The sequence below is a fragment of the Adonisia turfae CCMR0081 genome (genome assembly GCF_011009555.1).
Taxonomy (GTDB): domain Bacteria; phylum Cyanobacteriota; class Cyanobacteriia; order Phormidesmidales; family Phormidesmidaceae; genus Leptothoe; species Leptothoe turfae.
In genome coordinates this window covers 4,754,207-4,769,811 of record NZ_QXHD01000004.1, presented here as the reverse complement: position 1 = coordinate 4,769,811, position 15,605 = coordinate 4,754,207, and the positions used below count along the sequence as shown (strand labels likewise).

Below are 15,605 nucleotides of genomic sequence, written 5' to 3'. Positions count from 1 at the left end.
AGCCTACTGAGTTGTCCTCAATTGCATTAAAGTAGGGGTTACGGCGGGGTCGATTAATCAGGTTATCGCATTGTTGTTTGGCCCACCTTCAAGTAGAGCATGCCTTTTCTCAAATAAGCTTTCAATGCCTTCAGATTTTCTGTCCAGACAATGAAACAGCCCTGCTTACCAAGGGGGGATTAAGGGGGGATAAGGCAGGATTTCGAACTCTCTTCTGAGAGATATATACACAGCCTCCTTCTCAACAGAGAAGCTCTATAGCTCGCGAGAAAAGAATATATAGGTTTAGATCATTTATTTTCGGAGTGCATTCAATGTTAGAAACCCTCTCTACCCCATCAGAACTGACCGATCTACAAGAACAGATTCTCACCGGTATCACCCAAGAGAAATGTGTGCAGCTGATCAAAGACCTGGTACCCACCGGACAACCGGGCTGTGGTAATTCCATTGACCCGGAAGCTCCCATGGCCCATGAGGAAGATATCTCACGACAGGTGGGACAGCACCTACAGTCCTTAGGGTTAGATGTGGAATGGGTATCGGCCATTAAAGGTAGACCCAATGTAGTCGGTCGCTGGAATGATGGACTACCCGGACCTTCTCTCATTTTTAACGATCATCTGGATACTTACCCCTCCTGTGATCCAAAAGAGTGGCATATGTCGGGACATAACCCCTACAACGCTACCCTGCGCGGCAAGTATCTTTATGGTCGAGGCACATCCGATACCCGTGGCAATATGACCTGCCAGCTGATTGCCATTGAGATGCTGCGTCAGGCCGGGGTAAAAATCAACGGCGAGCTGATTTGTGCCTACACTGTAGATGAAGAGCGCCATGGCAAGGCAGGCGCACTGCATTTGTTGAATGACTACGGTCTCACTGCCGATTATGAGATTACGGCGGAGCCCACCTCCTGGACCGAGGGAGATGACTGGGGCATTGGCATTGCCCTGGCTCACTCAGGCCTATGTTTGGTGGATATTGAGACCACGGGGGTAAGGTCTCACATTTGGCGACCCGATGAAGGAGTCAATCCTGTATTGCACATGGCGCAGCTGATCGAGACATTGCGCAACACCACTTTTACCCATGACGCACCACAAATTTATGGCCCCACCCAGCCCAGCATTTGCCCAGTCAAAATAGAAGCCGGACAAATTGGGGAAGGGCAGTTTACCCCACCCTCTTGTAAGGCCAGGGTGTGGGTCATTGGCCTGGTGCCCGGCATGACCTACGAGTCCATTGTGCAAGATATGGAAACGGTGATTGCTGAACTACAGGCCAAAGATCCCACCTTCCAAGCGACGATCACCCAGGTAGAAGGAGAGACCTTTGTGCCTGCCTCCATAGAGGTATCAGAAAATGCAGAACATGTGCAGGCGTTATCGAGGGCGTACCAGCAGATTTTAGGTAAAGATCCCGTACTCTATCGCAAGAATGCTTACTGCGATACGCTCCGTTTTGCCCACAGTGGGATTCCGTCCATTACCTTTGGTCCGGGTGAAGATGGTTGGCCGCCGGTAAATGAGTTTATCGATATGGACAAAGTTGTAGCAGCAACAAAAATCTATGCATTGTTTCTGTTGGACTTTTTCAAGGTAAATCAAAATTAGCCAGGGCTAGCCAAGGCAGACATAAGACCAGATTTTCAACAGACAGTCCATCTCACACACGCCCTAGCAAAGCTAGGGTTTTCTTTTGATCATGAATACCCATCAAATAACGGTTCCGGCTCAATCCTATCCTCTAAAGCTCGACCTGGCGCATACAGCGCTGTTGGTGATCGATATGCAAAACGACTTTTGTACCCTGGGGGGGTGGGCCGATTGTAAAGGGTTTGATGTGAGTCAGACTCAGAAGCCGATTAAGCCTTTGCAAACATTACTACAGTCATTGCGGCACACACCCGTGACGATTATTCATACTCGTGAGGGCCATCGTCCGGATTTAAGTGATTGTCCTCCCCATAAGTTGGCGCGTTCTAAAAAACAAAACGCAGAAATTGGTAGTGAGGGAGTTATGGGGCGGTTGCTAACCAGAGGTTCCAAGAGCCATGATTTTGTGGATGCGCTACAGCCAATATCAGGGGAAATTGTTTTAGACAAGCCAGGGAAAGGGGCCTTCGTAGCAACGGATTTGGATTTAATTTTGCGACAGCGAGGGATTCGAAAGCTGTTACTAACGGGAGTAACAACAGAGTGCTGTGTGCATACGACACTGAGAACGGCCAATGATTTAGGCTATGAGTGTTTGCTGCTAGAAGATTGTTGTGCCTCGTTAAATCCGGAGTTTCATCGAGTGTCAGTGGCAATGACACAGACGATTTTTGGATGGGTAACAACGTCTGGGCAATTGCTGACAGCCGTCAATCTACAGGCTGCTTGATAGGCGTGTGCGGCTACATTGGCAAAATTACGCTAGAAAATTATTGGCATTGCTGATCCTCGGGATGGTTTTAGCTGTAAGGTCCGTCAAATAGCAACGGCTACAGATTGGCCCATGCCCTAAATCAGCGATCGCAAGTTATTATCGCTCAAGGTTTAGTGAGGCTTAGTTGAATGGCAAGTTTTGAGCAGGCTTATCCCCATATCACCTCATGGGTCCAAGATGGCTGCTTGGAAATTGGCAGTATTAGCTACTATGATGACTCGTTTATTCGCGCAATTGATGAAGGAGGAACTGTTTGGGAGAGTCCTGCACAGTTTGAGACCCTAGATGAGGCATTGGCAGCGGCAGATAGGGGAATTGCTGAATGGTGCAGTATCAATATGCCTGAACTTGTTGTAGAAAAGGATGCTCAGCCGTCATTTATAGCAAAGCAGGGGCAGTATTTGTCATATATTTACAATTACACTCAAATTCATGGACGTCCGCCAGCACAGGCTGATATTCAGTCATTTTTTAGGGTGACTCCACCGACTGTGCATCAAATGATCTTGAAGTTAGAAAAAGAGGGTTTGCTAGCACGGGTCGCTGGTGAGGCGCGCTCATTGCATGTTTTGATTCCAGCAGAGCAGTTGCCAGTACTAGTGCGACCATAGAAATCTGCAAAAATAAATATTTCTCAATATGTCGTGGTGGTGTGCTATCACACGTATAACTCTCCTATCGGCATCATGGAGCTTATCCGTTAGATCTGGCGTCAAATTATAAGTTATGTAGCCTCCAGATGATGAAGGTAATATTTCCAGGCCACCGGTAATGTCCAAAGTTAAATTGTTCTGGGTTACTATTTAGAAAAATCCTTGGGGCTTTGAGATTACTTACAAGATAATAATGATACTTATGGCGATATTTCCTAGACGTGTAGTTCAGAAATGCCTTGATGAAATCAGGAGCTTGAACTTGCTACCAGAAGAAAAACTTACAAGATTAATTCAAAAGGAACTTAACTCTTCTGATCCGGTAAAAAGTATTGCTTGTGAGTGGGAAGTTATTATCCTTTCTGCTTTAAGTAAAGTTAGTAGGATCGAATATGAGAAAAACTTCATTGAGGGAGGGCGTACTCCTGACGTATTTTGTGGGTTACCTAGTGGAACTTGTTTTTTAGCTGACATTACTACGGTCAGTGATCGAGCAGCGCATAAAGAAAACCCTGCTCATTACTTTTTTCAGCAAGTTCGTGAGTTTTTGAGCAGAAGGGGAGTGTCGTCTACGGCAGGGATTGATATTAGAATTGGTGGGGACTCTGTTGGAAAGTATGGAGATCAGAAAGCTAAACTCGCTTTACCTCAAAAAGGAGATATACCAAGGTTTATCAATCAAAACTTGTCATCTTTTGCTAAAGATATATCCTCTAACGAGTCCGCACCACGTAAATTTTCAATAGACGACGGTACAATTAAAGTCCAAGTCACATATGCACCTGATAGGGGTTCTTCTGGTGGAGGTTATCCTTCGTACACCTCTTTCTATTCTCCTACCCGCAATCCAATTTTTAACAAATTAGAACAGAAAGCAAAGCAACTTAAGGAATCAGGTTTTTCTGGAATTACTGGAATATTCATATGTGATGGGTGGTGTGCATCTCTACATAATGTGAACATCAGTCCTGACGAATTTTCTCAAGATACAGTTATCCAAAATTTCTTTAAAGGTAATCAACGAGTGAGTTTTGTTCTTACTCTTACTCCAGAGGAGAAGCATTCAGCCATTTCTGTTGTGATGAGGAATAAATTGAAGTTTTTTCAAAATCCCAATGCTGATTATCCTGTGACCAGTGAGCTTATCGAGACTTTAAATCTCATGGGTCAGCAGTTGCCAAAGCCAGAGAGTATGCTAATCAATGCATTACAGTCTTTAAAGGGGAATTCAAGTACAGGTTTATCTCACTATGGAGGATATATTATGGAAGGGGATATGATAAAAATTTCATCAAGAACTCTTGTTGAATTACTAGCGGGTATTCTTGATGTTGACAAATTTATTGCCGATCACTTTGGCTATGTAAACGAGAATTCTCAGGCATCTAATTTTTTTAGAAATAAGATTTTGAGCGGAAAAATGATTGAAAATATTGAATTAGAGAGGTCTGAAGATGAGGACGACGACTGGGTTGTTATTAAATTTGGAGAATCTGATCCTGCATTATCTCCGTATCGGTGATTTTACAACATAATTTATATTGGACATAGCGAGTAGGATGCTTGACTACGCAAGCTTTTCTATATGGGCCAAAACACTGACTAAACCTATTTTTATAGTTTCAATAAGTGTATTGATATTGTAAATACGTTTGTTTGCACTACAGAATATGAATGTGTATTTTGTACTCAACAGTATTACGTTTGTTTGGAACAATGAAAAAGCGCAAATTAACTCTCAAAAGCATGATGGCGTAACGTTTTAGTAAGCCGCTGAAGCAGTCTTTTATCCGCTTTTCGTGGTTGTTGACGCTAGCCGCAATGACGAAGCATGAGACGCCATTATCGGACTAGATAGGCGTTAGAATCTCTTATACGTCGTTTTTATTGAACGTGAAGACGACATGATTCGTATTATTTCAGCTCGTAAGGCCACACGAAAAGAATGTGAATACTATGAAAACTGACGCATTGAAAAAACGGTTAGACAGAAATCGCCCAATGACGACAATCACAATTCGAATGCCCGAAGATGTGATTGAAGACTTAAAGCGAATAGCACCGTTACTCGGATTTTCGGGGTATCAACCGTTGGCTCGTGCCTACATTGGGCAAGGTCTTCGTGCTGATTTAGAGCGTTTAGAAGGAGATACTGTCTCTGCGCTGATCGCGAGCTTAAAGAGTCATGGTGTCAGTGATGAGATTTTACAGGAAGCGCTTGGCGAAGTTACTCAACGATAGCTACAGCAAAGACTCTTTTGACGAATATATGTCTCGATTAGCAGATATTTGTGAGTCGTGCTTTCAAGCTTCACAGCTATCCGCTAGGTATTCCTAAATTAAAGAGCATAGGCTTTGAGGAGCTGTGGCTGTAACCCCTTTAAAGCCTGTAAAATTGAATTAATGAGGAGGTAAAAATGAGTTTATCCATCATTGATCAAGTCATTGAGCAGCTAAGCAATATGCCGCAGTCCTTGCAGCAGCAAGTTCTTCAATTTGCCCGTATGTTGGGCCAAGTCAGACTTCAAGGCACCCCTGGCCATAAGTTGCTTAAGTTTGCTGGTTCTATCCAATCGGATGATCTAACTCTAATGCAGGATGCTATTGAGGAAGGTTGCGAACAGGTAGATTTGGATGAGTGGTAGCTACTTACTCGATACCAATATCATCATTGGACTCTTTGCTGGGCAAGCATCAATCATTGATCAGCTGCAACAAGACTTTTTAGCGAATATACGTTTACTGCTCGCTACGTCCCATTACAGCTAGGCCAATGCCCCCTAAAATCAGTAAAGACGCCAAGACCAATCGTGCGCTCAATGTCTCTTGCAAAAATAAAATTCCCCCTAATGCAGCGATCACAGGCACGGCTAACTGCACTGTTGCCGCCCGCGTTGCCGTTAGACCCTTCAGTGCGGCATACCACATTGCATAGCCCACACCAGAGGCCAGCGCCCCTGATAACAAGGCTAAAACCACACCCGTCAGAGTCAGGTGCATCTCCGATAGGCTGATCAGACTCACCCCAATGGTAAAGGGAACTGCCCGTATAAAATTAGCCGTTGTATAGGCTACTGGGTCCTGGCTTCCACGACCGAGCAGCGAATAAAATCCCCAAGCGACACCTGCCATCACCATTAGGAGAGAACCCATCACTGGCGGCGCTGCCAAACCGGGTGATACCAGATATAACAATCCCATCAGCGCCAGTAGTAATCCTGCCCATTCCAACGGATGTGGCTTTTCCCCCTGTTTTAAGGCAGCTACAATCATCGTTACCTGCACTGAGCCAAAAAGAATTAAGGCTCCGGTGCCTGCGGCTAGTTGCAAGTATGAAAACGAAAAGGTAACTGCGTAGAGAAACAGTATCAATGCGGCTGTCCATTTGCCCTGGAGCTTTACAACAGACTTTCTTTGAGAGAACGTCATAATGGCTAACAACATGGCTGCACCAGAAACTAATCGCAGCGTCATAAAACTGGCTGCATCAATGGAGCCTGGACCCAGGGCCATGCGGGTAAGTAAGGAATTGGTGGCAAACGCAATTAGCGTGCAGCTAGTCAGAATTGACGTTTTCAGGGCAGGTGCATGATAGGACATGGATTTAAGGTAAAGCCATTCCTGGTCTAAAAGCCAACGCGCTCAGTGTTTGAGGATCGTTAAACAACAAACAGAAGCTTAGGAGTAGAAATTAAATAAATTCCACCTAAACCGGACTTCGGCTCCGCTCAGTCCTCTATTTATGACGTCGAGGAACGTGGATTTTGTTAATTCCTCTATCCTTAGAACGCCGTTGTTGTCTGATTGATTATATGATTTTCTGTCCGATCTACAGTCGGAAAAAATGTATGATTCAAACCAGTAGCGATCGCAGCAAATACCTGTGACAAAGGAGCCTCTCCATCGGCTAAAGGCCGCCCCCTATCACCTCCCTGACAGATCTGAGGATCGATAGGTACCTGGCCCAACAGCGGCACGGATAGTTCCTGGGCCATTTGCTCTCCCCCACCGCTACCAAAAATTGATGTGCGCTCCCCACAACAGCCACAGAGCAGGTAGCTCATATTCTCCACCAGACCGAGGACGGGCACGCCCACCTGACGAAACATGTGGATACTGCGTCGCACGTCTGAGACTGCCACCTGTTGCGGCGTTGTTACCATTACCACGCCGCAGATGGGGCTTTCTTGAATAATGGTAATCTGGGCATCGCCGGTACCGGGGGGCAGATCAATTAAAAGATAGTCTAACTCTCCCCAATCCACCTCCTGGATAAACTGGGTGATAATCTTATGGAGGACGGGACCACGCCAGGCTAAAGGATGGTCAGGCTCTGCCAACAGTCCCACCGACATGACCTTTATACCATGGGCCTCCAATGGTTTGAAGCGCTGCCCCTCCGGTGTGTCAATCACCTCAACCGTAGTTTGAGCAAGTCCCAACATCTGGGGCACATTGGGACCGTAGATGTCAGCATCGAGCAGACCCACCTTAGCCCCAGTTTTTGTCAGGGCAGCGGCTAGATTCACAGCGGTGGTGGACTTACCAACACCTCCCTTGCCACTGGATACGGCCAGTGTCGTGCGCACGCCAGGAATTGTGCAAATCTGAATGTAGGCTTTTTGACACCAATCTAAATCTCCCAGGGCTAACTGAGCTTGCTCCTTAAGGTCATGTTGGTGGACACCGATATAAAGCTTCAGATACACATAGTTATCCACCACTCGCAGGTTTCGCACCATGCCTAGATCAACAATGTTTTTGTTGAGAATCGGTTCAACCACCTGCTTGAGACATCGAATAGCCGCCTGTTTACGGATGGCTATCACCGGGCTATCGGGGATGGCATCGGGGGACTGGTGAGGGGCACGAACAAAGGGAGAATCATGGTTAGGCATTGGACGCTTCCGCTAGCTGATCCTGAATCTTTTGAATGGCCCGCTGAGAGAAAATCTGGACATCCCGATCTGGGTCATCGAGAGTTTGTTTTAGGGCTGGTAAGACTTCAGGATTACCCAAATTACCCAGGGCAATGGCGGCATCGCGTCGCACATCGGAATACTCGTCAGAAAGGGCTTTGATCAGTATGGGAATGGTCTCATTGGTGGCAACTTTCTGTAGGGCACGGGCGGTAAATTTGCGCACCTGCCAGTGGTCATCGGCCAATGCCTGGGTCAGGGCTGGTGTGGCCGCAGTGGTGGCATGGAGGTCGAGGGACTGGGCCGCGTTACGCCGCACCTGCCAATCTGGGTCATGTGCGATCGCACTACACAACATCGGCACCACAGTCTCATCACTCAAATACCCCAGGGTCAAAATAGCCGAACGTCTGACCTCATCATTAGTATCTTTGGCCAGGGCGAGGGCAGGCTCACAGCGCACCACCTGGTTTAGATACCGCAGGGTAACAACAGAGGCCTCCCGCAGTACCGGATTCTCAGACTCAAAGAACGGCAGAATATAGGGCAACGCCTGGGCATCGTGAATTTTGCGCAGCAGGATCAGCACATTCAGCTGCACATTTTCGTCATCGACTTGAATCGCATCCAACAGCTTGAGTAAATCGTCAGGAGCGACCAGTTCTTTCAGGGCAGATAGGGCCTCTTCGCGCACCTCGGGTTCATGGTCAGACCTTAAACAGTCCAACAGCGGCGGGATAACCACTGGGTTTGCCATTTCCCAAAGAGCGGTTACGGCAATCTCCTGAACCCTCGGACTCTCATCATTCAAGCTCTGGATCAAGGCGTCAATGGCATCTTCATCGCCCAGGTGCTGTAGTGATTTGGCAGCAACCAGACGGTCGTTGAGGTCTTGCGATCGCAACATTTCTACCCACTGCACCACTTCTGGATCAAGGTCGGTATGGGCCATGGTGAGTTTTTCTCCCTAACGCAGTAGAAACGGAATCTGAACAGTAATGGCATTGGTGGGACATTCTTTCTCACAGGGAAGGCAAAACCAACATTCGTCGTATTTCATATAGGCTTTGCCCGTCTCGGGGTTTTTTACCAACACATCCAGGGGGCAGACTTCGATGCAGGCCGTACATTTTTCGAGACATTTAGATTCGTCCACAATTACTGGGACATCAACACGCTGGGTGGTTAGAGCCATAGATGGGTTTCTCAATTAAAGAACAGAAATTTTTCGTCCTTTGTAGAGGCGTTCCATGGAACGCCTCTACAAAGGATCCCTACCGTACCGCCACGTCATACACTTCCTGCTGAAGATCCACCTCCACAATATAAGGAGTTACCGAGCGCTTAAACATTTCCATCTTGCCCGATTCTGTTTTCTTTAAGTTCACATGACAGAACCATTCCTCATCATTTTTCTCAGGATAATCCAGACGATAGTGATACAGTCCCCAACGACTCTCCTTACGATAAAGCGATGCCCGGGCCGCCATTTCGGCACAGTCTCGGATAAAGTGAACCTCCATACAGCGCATCAGCTCATGGGGGTCTCGGGCTCCCATCAAATCCAGGGTTTCGTGATACCGCTCAAAGGCCGCAAGACCAATATCCATCTTGGTAGGAGATTTGGGCGGCTGTAGATAATCATTCACATAGCGACGTAGCTTATACTCCACCTGGGTGTGAGGCACGCCATCGGGGCGATCCAAGGGGGCATAGATGCGAGCTTTTTCTGTTGCGAGAAACTCTGGGTCGGGGTCCACATGCTCTAGGCCTTGTACATACTCCATGGCATTGATGCCGGACAGGCGTCCAGAAACAAAGGCTCCAATCATGTAGTTGTGGGGCACGCTGGCCATATCACCAGCGGCGTAGAGACCGGGCACGGTGGTTTCAGCCTTGTCACTGACCCAAACGCCGGAGGCGCTGTGGCCACTGCAAAGACCGATCTCTGAAATGTTCATCTCCACCCCGTTGGTGCGGTAGTCTTCCCCTCGTCCTTCATGGAAACGCTCACGGCTGGGGCGTTCATTGGACCAGAGCACCCGCTCAATTTCGGAAATGGTGTCGTCATCCAGGTGATACATCTTCAGGTGTACCGGCCCCTTACCAGAGTTCAACTCTTTCCAGGTTTCCAACATCATCTGGCCACTCCAATAGTCGCAGCTGATGAAGCGATTTCCCTCGGCGTTGGCGGTGTAGGCCCCAAAGGGACTGGCCACATAGGCACAGGCGGGACCGTTGTAGTCTTTGATCAGAGGATTGATCTGAAAACATTCAATGTTGGTCAGCTCTGCTCCGGCGTGGTAGGCCATGGAATAGCCGTCCCCCGCATTGGTGGGGTTCTCGTAGGTACCATAGAGATACCCGGAGGCCGGTAGCCCCAGGCGACCGCAGGCCCCGGTACACAGCACCACGGCCTTTGCCTGGATAACAACAAAGTCTCCCTGGCGCACATCGAAGCCGACGGCTCCAATCACCCGCCCTTCTTTTACCATGACTCGCGTGGCCATTACCCGGTTGGTGACCCGCACCTTATGGCGTTTAACCTGGCGAGAAAGAATCTTTTTTAAATCTTTTCCTTCGGGCATGGGCAGTACGTACTTGCCCACGCGGTGTACCTGTTTGAGGTCGTAGTTACCTTCAGTGTCTTTTTGAAATTTAACACCCCAGCTTTCCAGCTCTTGGATGACTTCAAATCCCCAGCGCCCGGTTTGGTAAACATTTTTTTGCTCTAAAACGCCGTCGTTGGCGATGGTTATTTCTCTCACATATTGTTCTGGGGTGGAGTTGCCGGGGATCACGGCGGTGTTGACGCCATCCATGCCCATTGAGATCGCACCGCTACGACGAATATTAGCTTTCTCAAGGATTAAAACATCGGCATCGGGGTTAGCCTGCTTGGCCTTGATACCCGCCATCGTACCGGCGGTACCTCCACCAATCACTAAAAAGTCTGTTTGCAGATGCTGAGTATTCACACAAAAGTCCTCATTTCCAATAAGGTGATCAAACCTCAACCGGTTGGAGGCTCATCAAAAGCAAGCATTAGCTAGTACTTTCTTAAGCCATGGCTTCAGCGGTGTGGTTTCTATAGAAAACTCGCGGTCTAATCTAAAAATCTCAAGTGTCGAACATGGCTTCGTTAAGATGGCGTTGTTTAGAAATATGCATACTTTTCCATGTCCGTTATCCTTATTCTAAAGAGACTCAGTGATCGCCTCAAGATCCTTTGTATCAAAAAGCACTGTTTTTCGATTCAACTTTTTTATATACTCATAAAAATCAGAAATAATATGTTGAGCTGTACGGCCATTAACTTAGGTAATTAAGAGACTAATTAGAGAGGTTACTTGTGCCAAATTTGATTGATTTGGTTACCTGATCGAGCCTTACAGTAGGCCTTTAAATCGTCGCCTAGTTCGCTAGCGATTTTGTTGTGGAAATTTATCATTTAAGAGTCTTTTTAGAGGTCGCACGCTACCTAAGCTTTACCGAAGCAGCAGATGCTCTAAACCTGACCCAGCCTGCTGTGAGCGCTAAAATTAAGTCTCTGGAGGCCAACCTGGGTGTCGATCTATTTCATCGGCTTGGTCGCAAAATAAAGCTAACCACGGTGGGCAGCTATTTACTCGAAGCAGGCCCTAGTTTACTGGCGTTAGAGAGTCGTTTAATCAATGAAATTAATGAAATTAAACAGGGAAAATATAGCCGTTTAAAAGTTGGCTGTACTGTCAGTATTGCTAGCGGATGGTTATCTAAAATCCTGTTTAAGTATCGTCAGAAATATCCTGATATCGAGCTGAAATGTTTGCCCTTTGACACATCGCAACAGCTACATCAAGCCATCACATTGGGAGAGATTGAAATTGGTTTTGCCGAGACAAATCTCAGTGAATTTGATGAAATAGACTCATTGCCCATTGATAGTTTTCAATATTTCTTGATGGTAGCTGCTGACCATCGGCTAGCCCCGTGCCAATGGCTGAGCCTGCGCGATCTAACCTCAGAAGCATGGGTATTTCCAGGTGCGGGTACACCAGGGCGAGTGGCTTTAGAAGCAAGGCTTGCAGAGTTGGGTATGCACCTCTCGGACTTTGCCCACCGAGAGTTTGTCCAATCGGCTAGCTTATTAAGCACATTTTTGACCCAAGGGCACTACCTAGGCTTTGGCTCCAGTTTACAGCTTCAAACAGAACGTCAAGCCAAGCTCTTGGTTACCATTCCCTTGCAGGAGTTTGCTCTGGATTATCAGCTGTTTATGCTAACGCCTAAACGACTCTCCAGGGTTACCCCACGCCACGCCCAAAAACATCGCGCCGAAATCCAACCCACTGAACCCCTACAACAATTTATTCAGCTGGTCTCCAAAGAGTCTGAATGGGCTCAGCGGATTAGAGCACAGAAATCATTCTCCAAATCGGCTACGACGGCCCACTTACAATCCCCTAGCCTATGGCTACGCCAGGCCCACGGAGCCTCTTCAGAAACCTTGACGCTGGCTATCGGTACCCAAAACAAAACCATACAAACGGTAACTGCGGGGGTGATTATTCAACGATTGGGACTACTCGAACATTTTTTGCCCAGAAGCGGTCAGTACAGCAAGACAAACTATCAAATTAAATGGCATGACTTTACTTCGGGAGCTCCCATTGCCAAAGGTCTGCAAACCCAACAGCTAGACATCGGTATTTTAGGAGATTACCCTTTGTTACTCAGTGGTTTGGCCGACAGTCTCACCTCAGAGAGTAACTCGTCTTCTGCTACCAAAACTCGATTAGTTAGCTTTGTTGCCAGCAACCCTGATGGGACAGGGAATACCATTATTGTTCCTGGTCGTTCTTCCCTAAGTAGCTTAGATGATTTACGAAATCGAGTACTTGCCGTTCCCTTTGCATCATCTGCCCACGGAATGGTGATGCGTACGCTGTTCCAGGCCAATCTACTCCATAAAGTCACCTTAAACTCAATTGATAACCTGAGCATTGATCGCCTCACCCCCCGTAATGATCGGGCTGATGGCTATGCCTATTTTGCTCCTCTCCATGAAATTGCCAGCCATCATGGTCGGTTCAGGCGTCTAGTTGATGCCCCTGATTTGACAGAATTACCGACATTCCATGGGATTGTTGTTAGAGAGTCCTTTGCTGAACAGCATCCAGAACTAGTGGTTGCTTATTTAAAGGCCTTGATTGCCGCTCAGCATTGGTATATCAACACACCGAGTGCTCTTTCCCTGGTCAGTAATTGGGTCAGGCTAGATCCTGAAATTGTTTCTAAAACCCTTGATTACCAACAGTCAAATCGCACGGGACTGTTTTTCCCAGAAACGCAAATTCGCACGGACTGGATTACAGATCATATCCAACAACTCAAAGTCGTTCCAGGTAATGAGCAACTGGGTGAGATTGATGTCAATAGTTGGATACAGCCTGAATTTTTAGAGACGGCTATAAACTCCTTCTAGGAAATTAAGTGGATGGAAAAAACTATCCATCAATCCGGGCTTTGAATCCGCTCAGCCCTCATCTTCTCTAAATTAGCTGATTAGCGGAGTCTCTAATTTAGCTGGTTGAGTGAAGTCGAAACCAGCGGTATATAGAAACGTTTACTTTGGGCTATCTACTCAATAAAAGGCCTTGATTAACCCCAGACTCAGCAGTGAAATAAAGAACCATGCGGCTCCCCCTAGATAAAGTGGTTTGAGACCAGTTTGTTTCATCTTCAGGAGATCTGTCTCTAACCCCATGGCAGCTAGTGAAAGAGTTAACAGAAATTTATTGCCTTGAATTAAACTATCTTTTAAGGCTGGAGGGAACAGATCTAGACTATTGATGCCAATGAGTACTACAAAGCCTACAATAAACCATGGAACGGGTAACTGCCTGGATTTAAAAGAGGAAACACGCAGACGATGGGTAAGATCTGATCCCATTGAGATAGATCTCAGCGTCAGCATAATCGGGACTAGAAATAACATCCGTGCTAACTTGGCCACAGTGGCTAACTCACCACTAACATCTCCCTGTTGAAAGGCTGCTGCTACTACCTGAGCCACCTCATGAATAGACGTTCCAGACCATACACCAAAAGCGACTGGCGTGAGCTGGAGCATCGTTGAGAGTATAGGGTAAAGCAACATCGAAATTGTGCCAAACACTGTCACGATCGTAATTGCATAGGCTACATCTTCGTCTTGTCCCTCTAGGAGAGTATTTGTAGCAACTACAGCCGATGCGCCGCAGATTGAAGTGCCTGCTGCAATTAGATGGGCTAGCTTACGGCTAACGCCCAGATGACGCCCTAACCAACAGGTAAATACAAAAGTAGAACCAACGGTGGCAGCGACAATCATTAACCCGACGGGACCAACCTGGATCAGCTGGAACACACTCAGCTGTAGTCCCAGTAAAATAATCGCTAGCCGTAAAATGCGTTTGAGCGAAAAGGTGATGCCTGGCTGGCAGACTTTGGGAACTCCAGCGGTATTTTTGACCAGAATACCCAATAGGACCGCTAAAATTAAGGGACTCAATAATCCTAAGCCTGGCAGCTGTTGTAGTCCTGTTGCCAGGAAGGCTATTCCAGTTGCCAAAGCAAGGCCAACCAACGTAGTTAGGCTGGTAAGGTTAAGCATGTGTGGTTGTAGGGGATAAAAATACCCAGATGTTGGAGAGACGTTCCATGGAACGTCTGTACATTCAATTACTATGAATCTAGTTGATTTTATTTCCTAGTGAGTCTCCATACTCTTCAGCGTTTCTTCTCGAATTAATTCAAAGACCTGACGATTAAGCTGACTAAACTCTGGCGTTAGTATGTCATCAACATGGCGGGGCCTCACTAGGGGAATATCCAACTCTGCTTTGATACGACCTGGCTGTACGCCCATCACAAAAATGCGATCGCCCAAAAAGACCGCTTCTTCAATATCGTGGGTAACAAAAATGACCGTAGTTTTTAATGTCTCCCAGATATTGAGCAATAACTCCTGCATCATGTGACGAGTTTGAGCATCTAAGGCTGCAAAGGGCTCATCCATCAACAATACTGAGGGTGAATTAACCAAGGCCCTAACAATGCTGGCTCGCTGCTGCATTCCACCCGAAAGCTGTCTGGGGTAGGCATTGCGATATTTGCCCAGCCCCACTAGATTTAGATATTCTCCCACCATATCCTCTCGTTCTGCTTTGGGGATACCCTTAATCTTTAGACCAAACTCAACATTTTGATAGGTTGTTTTCCAGGGGAGTAACGAATACTGCTGAAAGACAAACCCTCGATCGGCCCCTGGTTTTCTAACTTGTTTTTGATCGACCATGACATAGCCAGCCGTGGGTTTGATAAAACCGGCAATAATATTCAGCAGCGTGGATTTACCACATCCTGAGGGGCCTAAAAGACAAACTAGTTCCCCCGGCTTTATGTGTAAATTGACCGAATCTAAAACCTGGGTGGAGTGGCCCTTTCGATTAAAGATCATCGAAATTCCTTCCACGTTGACCGAGCCTTTGGCTTTAGATGTTGTTGCCGCTGATGCTGTCACAGCCTCTTTTATCATGGTGGGCACTCCTACTGATTTAAGCATCCTGTTTTT

Annotated in this window: 14 protein-coding genes and 1 pseudogene; 8 read left to right on the top strand and 7 right to left on the bottom strand. The window is 46.9% G+C overall.

The annotated features are described in order from the left end of the window. Window positions 1–314: 314 nt before the first annotated feature. From DXZ20_RS24465 to DXZ20_RS24435, 7 genes and pseudogenes are all read left to right on the top strand, one after another. On the top strand, window positions 315–1,619 hold the full coding sequence (locus DXZ20_RS24465; RefSeq protein ID WP_163701573.1) for a M20 family metallopeptidase: 1,305 nt from the start codon (window positions 315–317) through the stop codon (window positions 1,617–1,619). A gap of 91 nt (window positions 1,620–1,710) precedes the next feature. Beyond that, window positions 1,711–2,391 carry a cysteine hydrolase family protein gene (locus tag DXZ20_RS24460; RefSeq protein WP_163701569.1) on the top strand — a complete coding sequence of 227 codons (681 nt, stop codon included), beginning with the start codon at window positions 1,711–1,713 and terminating at the stop codon, window positions 2,389–2,391. Between the two features lie 173 nt (window positions 2,392–2,564). Then, window positions 2,565–3,047, top strand: coding sequence for a LexA family protein (locus DXZ20_RS38570; protein WP_348918722.1), 483 nt, complete (start codon window positions 2,565–2,567; stop codon window positions 3,045–3,047). A gap of 244 nt (window positions 3,048–3,291) precedes the next feature. Next, window positions 3,292–4,611, top strand: coding sequence for a hypothetical protein (locus DXZ20_RS24450; protein WP_163701566.1), 1,320 nt, complete (start codon window positions 3,292–3,294; stop codon window positions 4,609–4,611). A gap of 148 nt (window positions 4,612–4,759) precedes the next feature. Continuing rightward, window positions 4,760–5,056, top strand: a pseudogene (locus DXZ20_RS24445) (BrnT family toxin). Continuing rightward, window positions 5,046–5,330, top strand: a complete 285-nt coding sequence (locus DXZ20_RS24440) for a hypothetical protein (protein WP_163701562.1) — start codon at window positions 5,046–5,048, stop codon at window positions 5,328–5,330. Before DXZ20_RS24445 ends, DXZ20_RS24440 begins: the two are co-directional and overlap by 11 nt. A 176-nt stretch (window positions 5,331–5,506) precedes the next feature. After that, window positions 5,507–5,734 carry a hypothetical protein gene (locus tag DXZ20_RS24435; protein WP_163701559.1) on the top strand — a complete coding sequence of 76 codons (228 nt, stop codon included), beginning with the start codon at window positions 5,507–5,509 and terminating at the stop codon, window positions 5,732–5,734. A gap of 94 nt (window positions 5,735–5,828) precedes the next feature. Here the strand turns inward: DXZ20_RS24435 and DXZ20_RS24430 are convergent, their stop codons facing one another. The 5 genes from DXZ20_RS24430 to DXZ20_RS24410 all read right to left on the bottom strand — a co-directional run bounded on the left by DXZ20_RS24430 (window position 5,829) and on the right by DXZ20_RS24410 (window position 10,986). Further along, window positions 5,829–6,689 carry a DMT family transporter gene (locus tag DXZ20_RS24430; protein WP_163701556.1) on the bottom strand — a complete coding sequence of 287 codons (861 nt, stop codon included), beginning with the start codon at window positions 6,687–6,689 and terminating at the stop codon, window positions 5,829–5,831. 182 nt (window positions 6,690–6,871) lie between these two features. Beyond that, window positions 6,872–7,987 (bottom strand): Mrp/NBP35 family ATP-binding protein, encoded by a 1,116-nt coding sequence (locus tag DXZ20_RS24425; RefSeq protein WP_163701553.1) that lies wholly within the window; start codon window positions 7,985–7,987, stop codon window positions 6,872–6,874. Beyond that, the gene (locus tag DXZ20_RS24420; RefSeq protein ID WP_163701550.1) at window positions 7,980–8,960 is read right to left on the bottom strand and encodes a HEAT repeat domain-containing protein; all 981 of its coding nucleotides are present in this window, start codon (window positions 8,958–8,960) and stop codon (window positions 7,980–7,982) included. Before DXZ20_RS24420 ends, DXZ20_RS24425 begins: the two co-directional genes overlap by 8 nt. A 15-nt stretch (window positions 8,961–8,975) precedes the next feature. Beyond that, complete coding sequence (locus tag DXZ20_RS24415) at window positions 8,976–9,203, bottom strand: 4Fe-4S dicluster domain-containing protein (protein WP_006517750.1); 228 nt, start codon at window positions 9,201–9,203, stop codon at window positions 8,976–8,978. 79 nt (window positions 9,204–9,282) lie between these two features. Next, window positions 9,283–10,986 carry a fumarate reductase/succinate dehydrogenase flavoprotein subunit gene (locus DXZ20_RS24410; RefSeq protein WP_163701548.1) on the bottom strand — a complete coding sequence of 568 codons (1,704 nt, stop codon included), beginning with the start codon at window positions 10,984–10,986 and terminating at the stop codon, window positions 9,283–9,285. A 458-nt stretch (window positions 10,987–11,444) separates the two neighbouring features. On the opposite strand from DXZ20_RS24410, the gene DXZ20_RS38565 reads away from it, so the two are divergent. Continuing rightward, window positions 11,445–13,475 carry a LysR substrate-binding domain-containing protein gene (locus DXZ20_RS38565; protein WP_163701545.1) on the top strand — a complete coding sequence of 677 codons (2,031 nt, stop codon included), beginning with the start codon at window positions 11,445–11,447 and terminating at the stop codon, window positions 13,473–13,475. 159 nt (window positions 13,476–13,634) lie between these two features. On the opposite strand, the gene DXZ20_RS24400 is transcribed toward DXZ20_RS38565, so the two are convergent. Both DXZ20_RS24400 and DXZ20_RS24395 read right to left on the bottom strand, forming a co-directional pair. Next, the gene (locus DXZ20_RS24400; RefSeq protein ID WP_163668496.1) at window positions 13,635–14,645 is read right to left on the bottom strand and encodes a YeiH family protein; all 1,011 of its coding nucleotides are present in this window, start codon (window positions 14,643–14,645) and stop codon (window positions 13,635–13,637) included. A 96-nt stretch (window positions 14,646–14,741) separates the two neighbouring features. Continuing rightward, window positions 14,742–15,569 (bottom strand): ABC transporter ATP-binding protein, encoded by an 828-nt coding sequence (locus tag DXZ20_RS24395; protein WP_163668499.1) that lies wholly within the window; start codon window positions 15,567–15,569, stop codon window positions 14,742–14,744. Window positions 15,570–15,605: the final 36 nt, after the last annotated feature.

Coding starts and splice junctions, on each gene's coding strand:
- DXZ20_RS24435 (WP_163701559.1), top strand. CDS start 5,507: ATGAGTTTATCCATCATTGATCAAGTCATTGAGCAGCTAAGCAATATG.
- DXZ20_RS24415 (WP_006517750.1), bottom strand. CDS start 9,203: ATGGCTCTAACCACCCAGCGTGTTGATGTCCCAGTAATTGTGGACGAA.
- DXZ20_RS24440 (WP_163701562.1), top strand. CDS start 5,046: ATGAAAACTGACGCATTGAAAAAACGGTTAGACAGAAATCGCCCAATG.
- DXZ20_RS24460 (WP_163701569.1), top strand. CDS start 1,711: ATGAATACCCATCAAATAACGGTTCCGGCTCAATCCTATCCTCTAAAG.
- DXZ20_RS24395 (WP_163668499.1), bottom strand. CDS start 15,569: ATGATAAAAGAGGCTGTGACAGCATCAGCGGCAACAACATCTAAAGCC.
- DXZ20_RS38570 (WP_348918722.1), top strand. CDS start 2,565: ATGGCAAGTTTTGAGCAGGCTTATCCCCATATCACCTCATGGGTCCAA.
- DXZ20_RS24420 (WP_163701550.1), bottom strand. CDS start 8,960: ATGGCCCATACCGACCTTGATCCAGAAGTGGTGCAGTGGGTAGAAATG.
- DXZ20_RS24425 (WP_163701553.1), bottom strand. CDS start 7,987: ATGCCTAACCATGATTCTCCCTTTGTTCGTGCCCCTCACCAGTCCCCC.
- DXZ20_RS24450 (WP_163701566.1), top strand. CDS start 3,292: ATGGCGATATTTCCTAGACGTGTAGTTCAGAAATGCCTTGATGAAATC.
- DXZ20_RS24400 (WP_163668496.1), bottom strand. CDS start 14,645: ATGCTTAACCTTACCAGCCTAACTACGTTGGTTGGCCTTGCTTTGGCA.
- DXZ20_RS24465 (WP_163701573.1), top strand. CDS start 315: ATGTTAGAAACCCTCTCTACCCCATCAGAACTGACCGATCTACAAGAA.
- DXZ20_RS24430 (WP_163701556.1), bottom strand. CDS start 6,689: ATGTCCTATCATGCACCTGCCCTGAAAACGTCAATTCTGACTAGCTGC.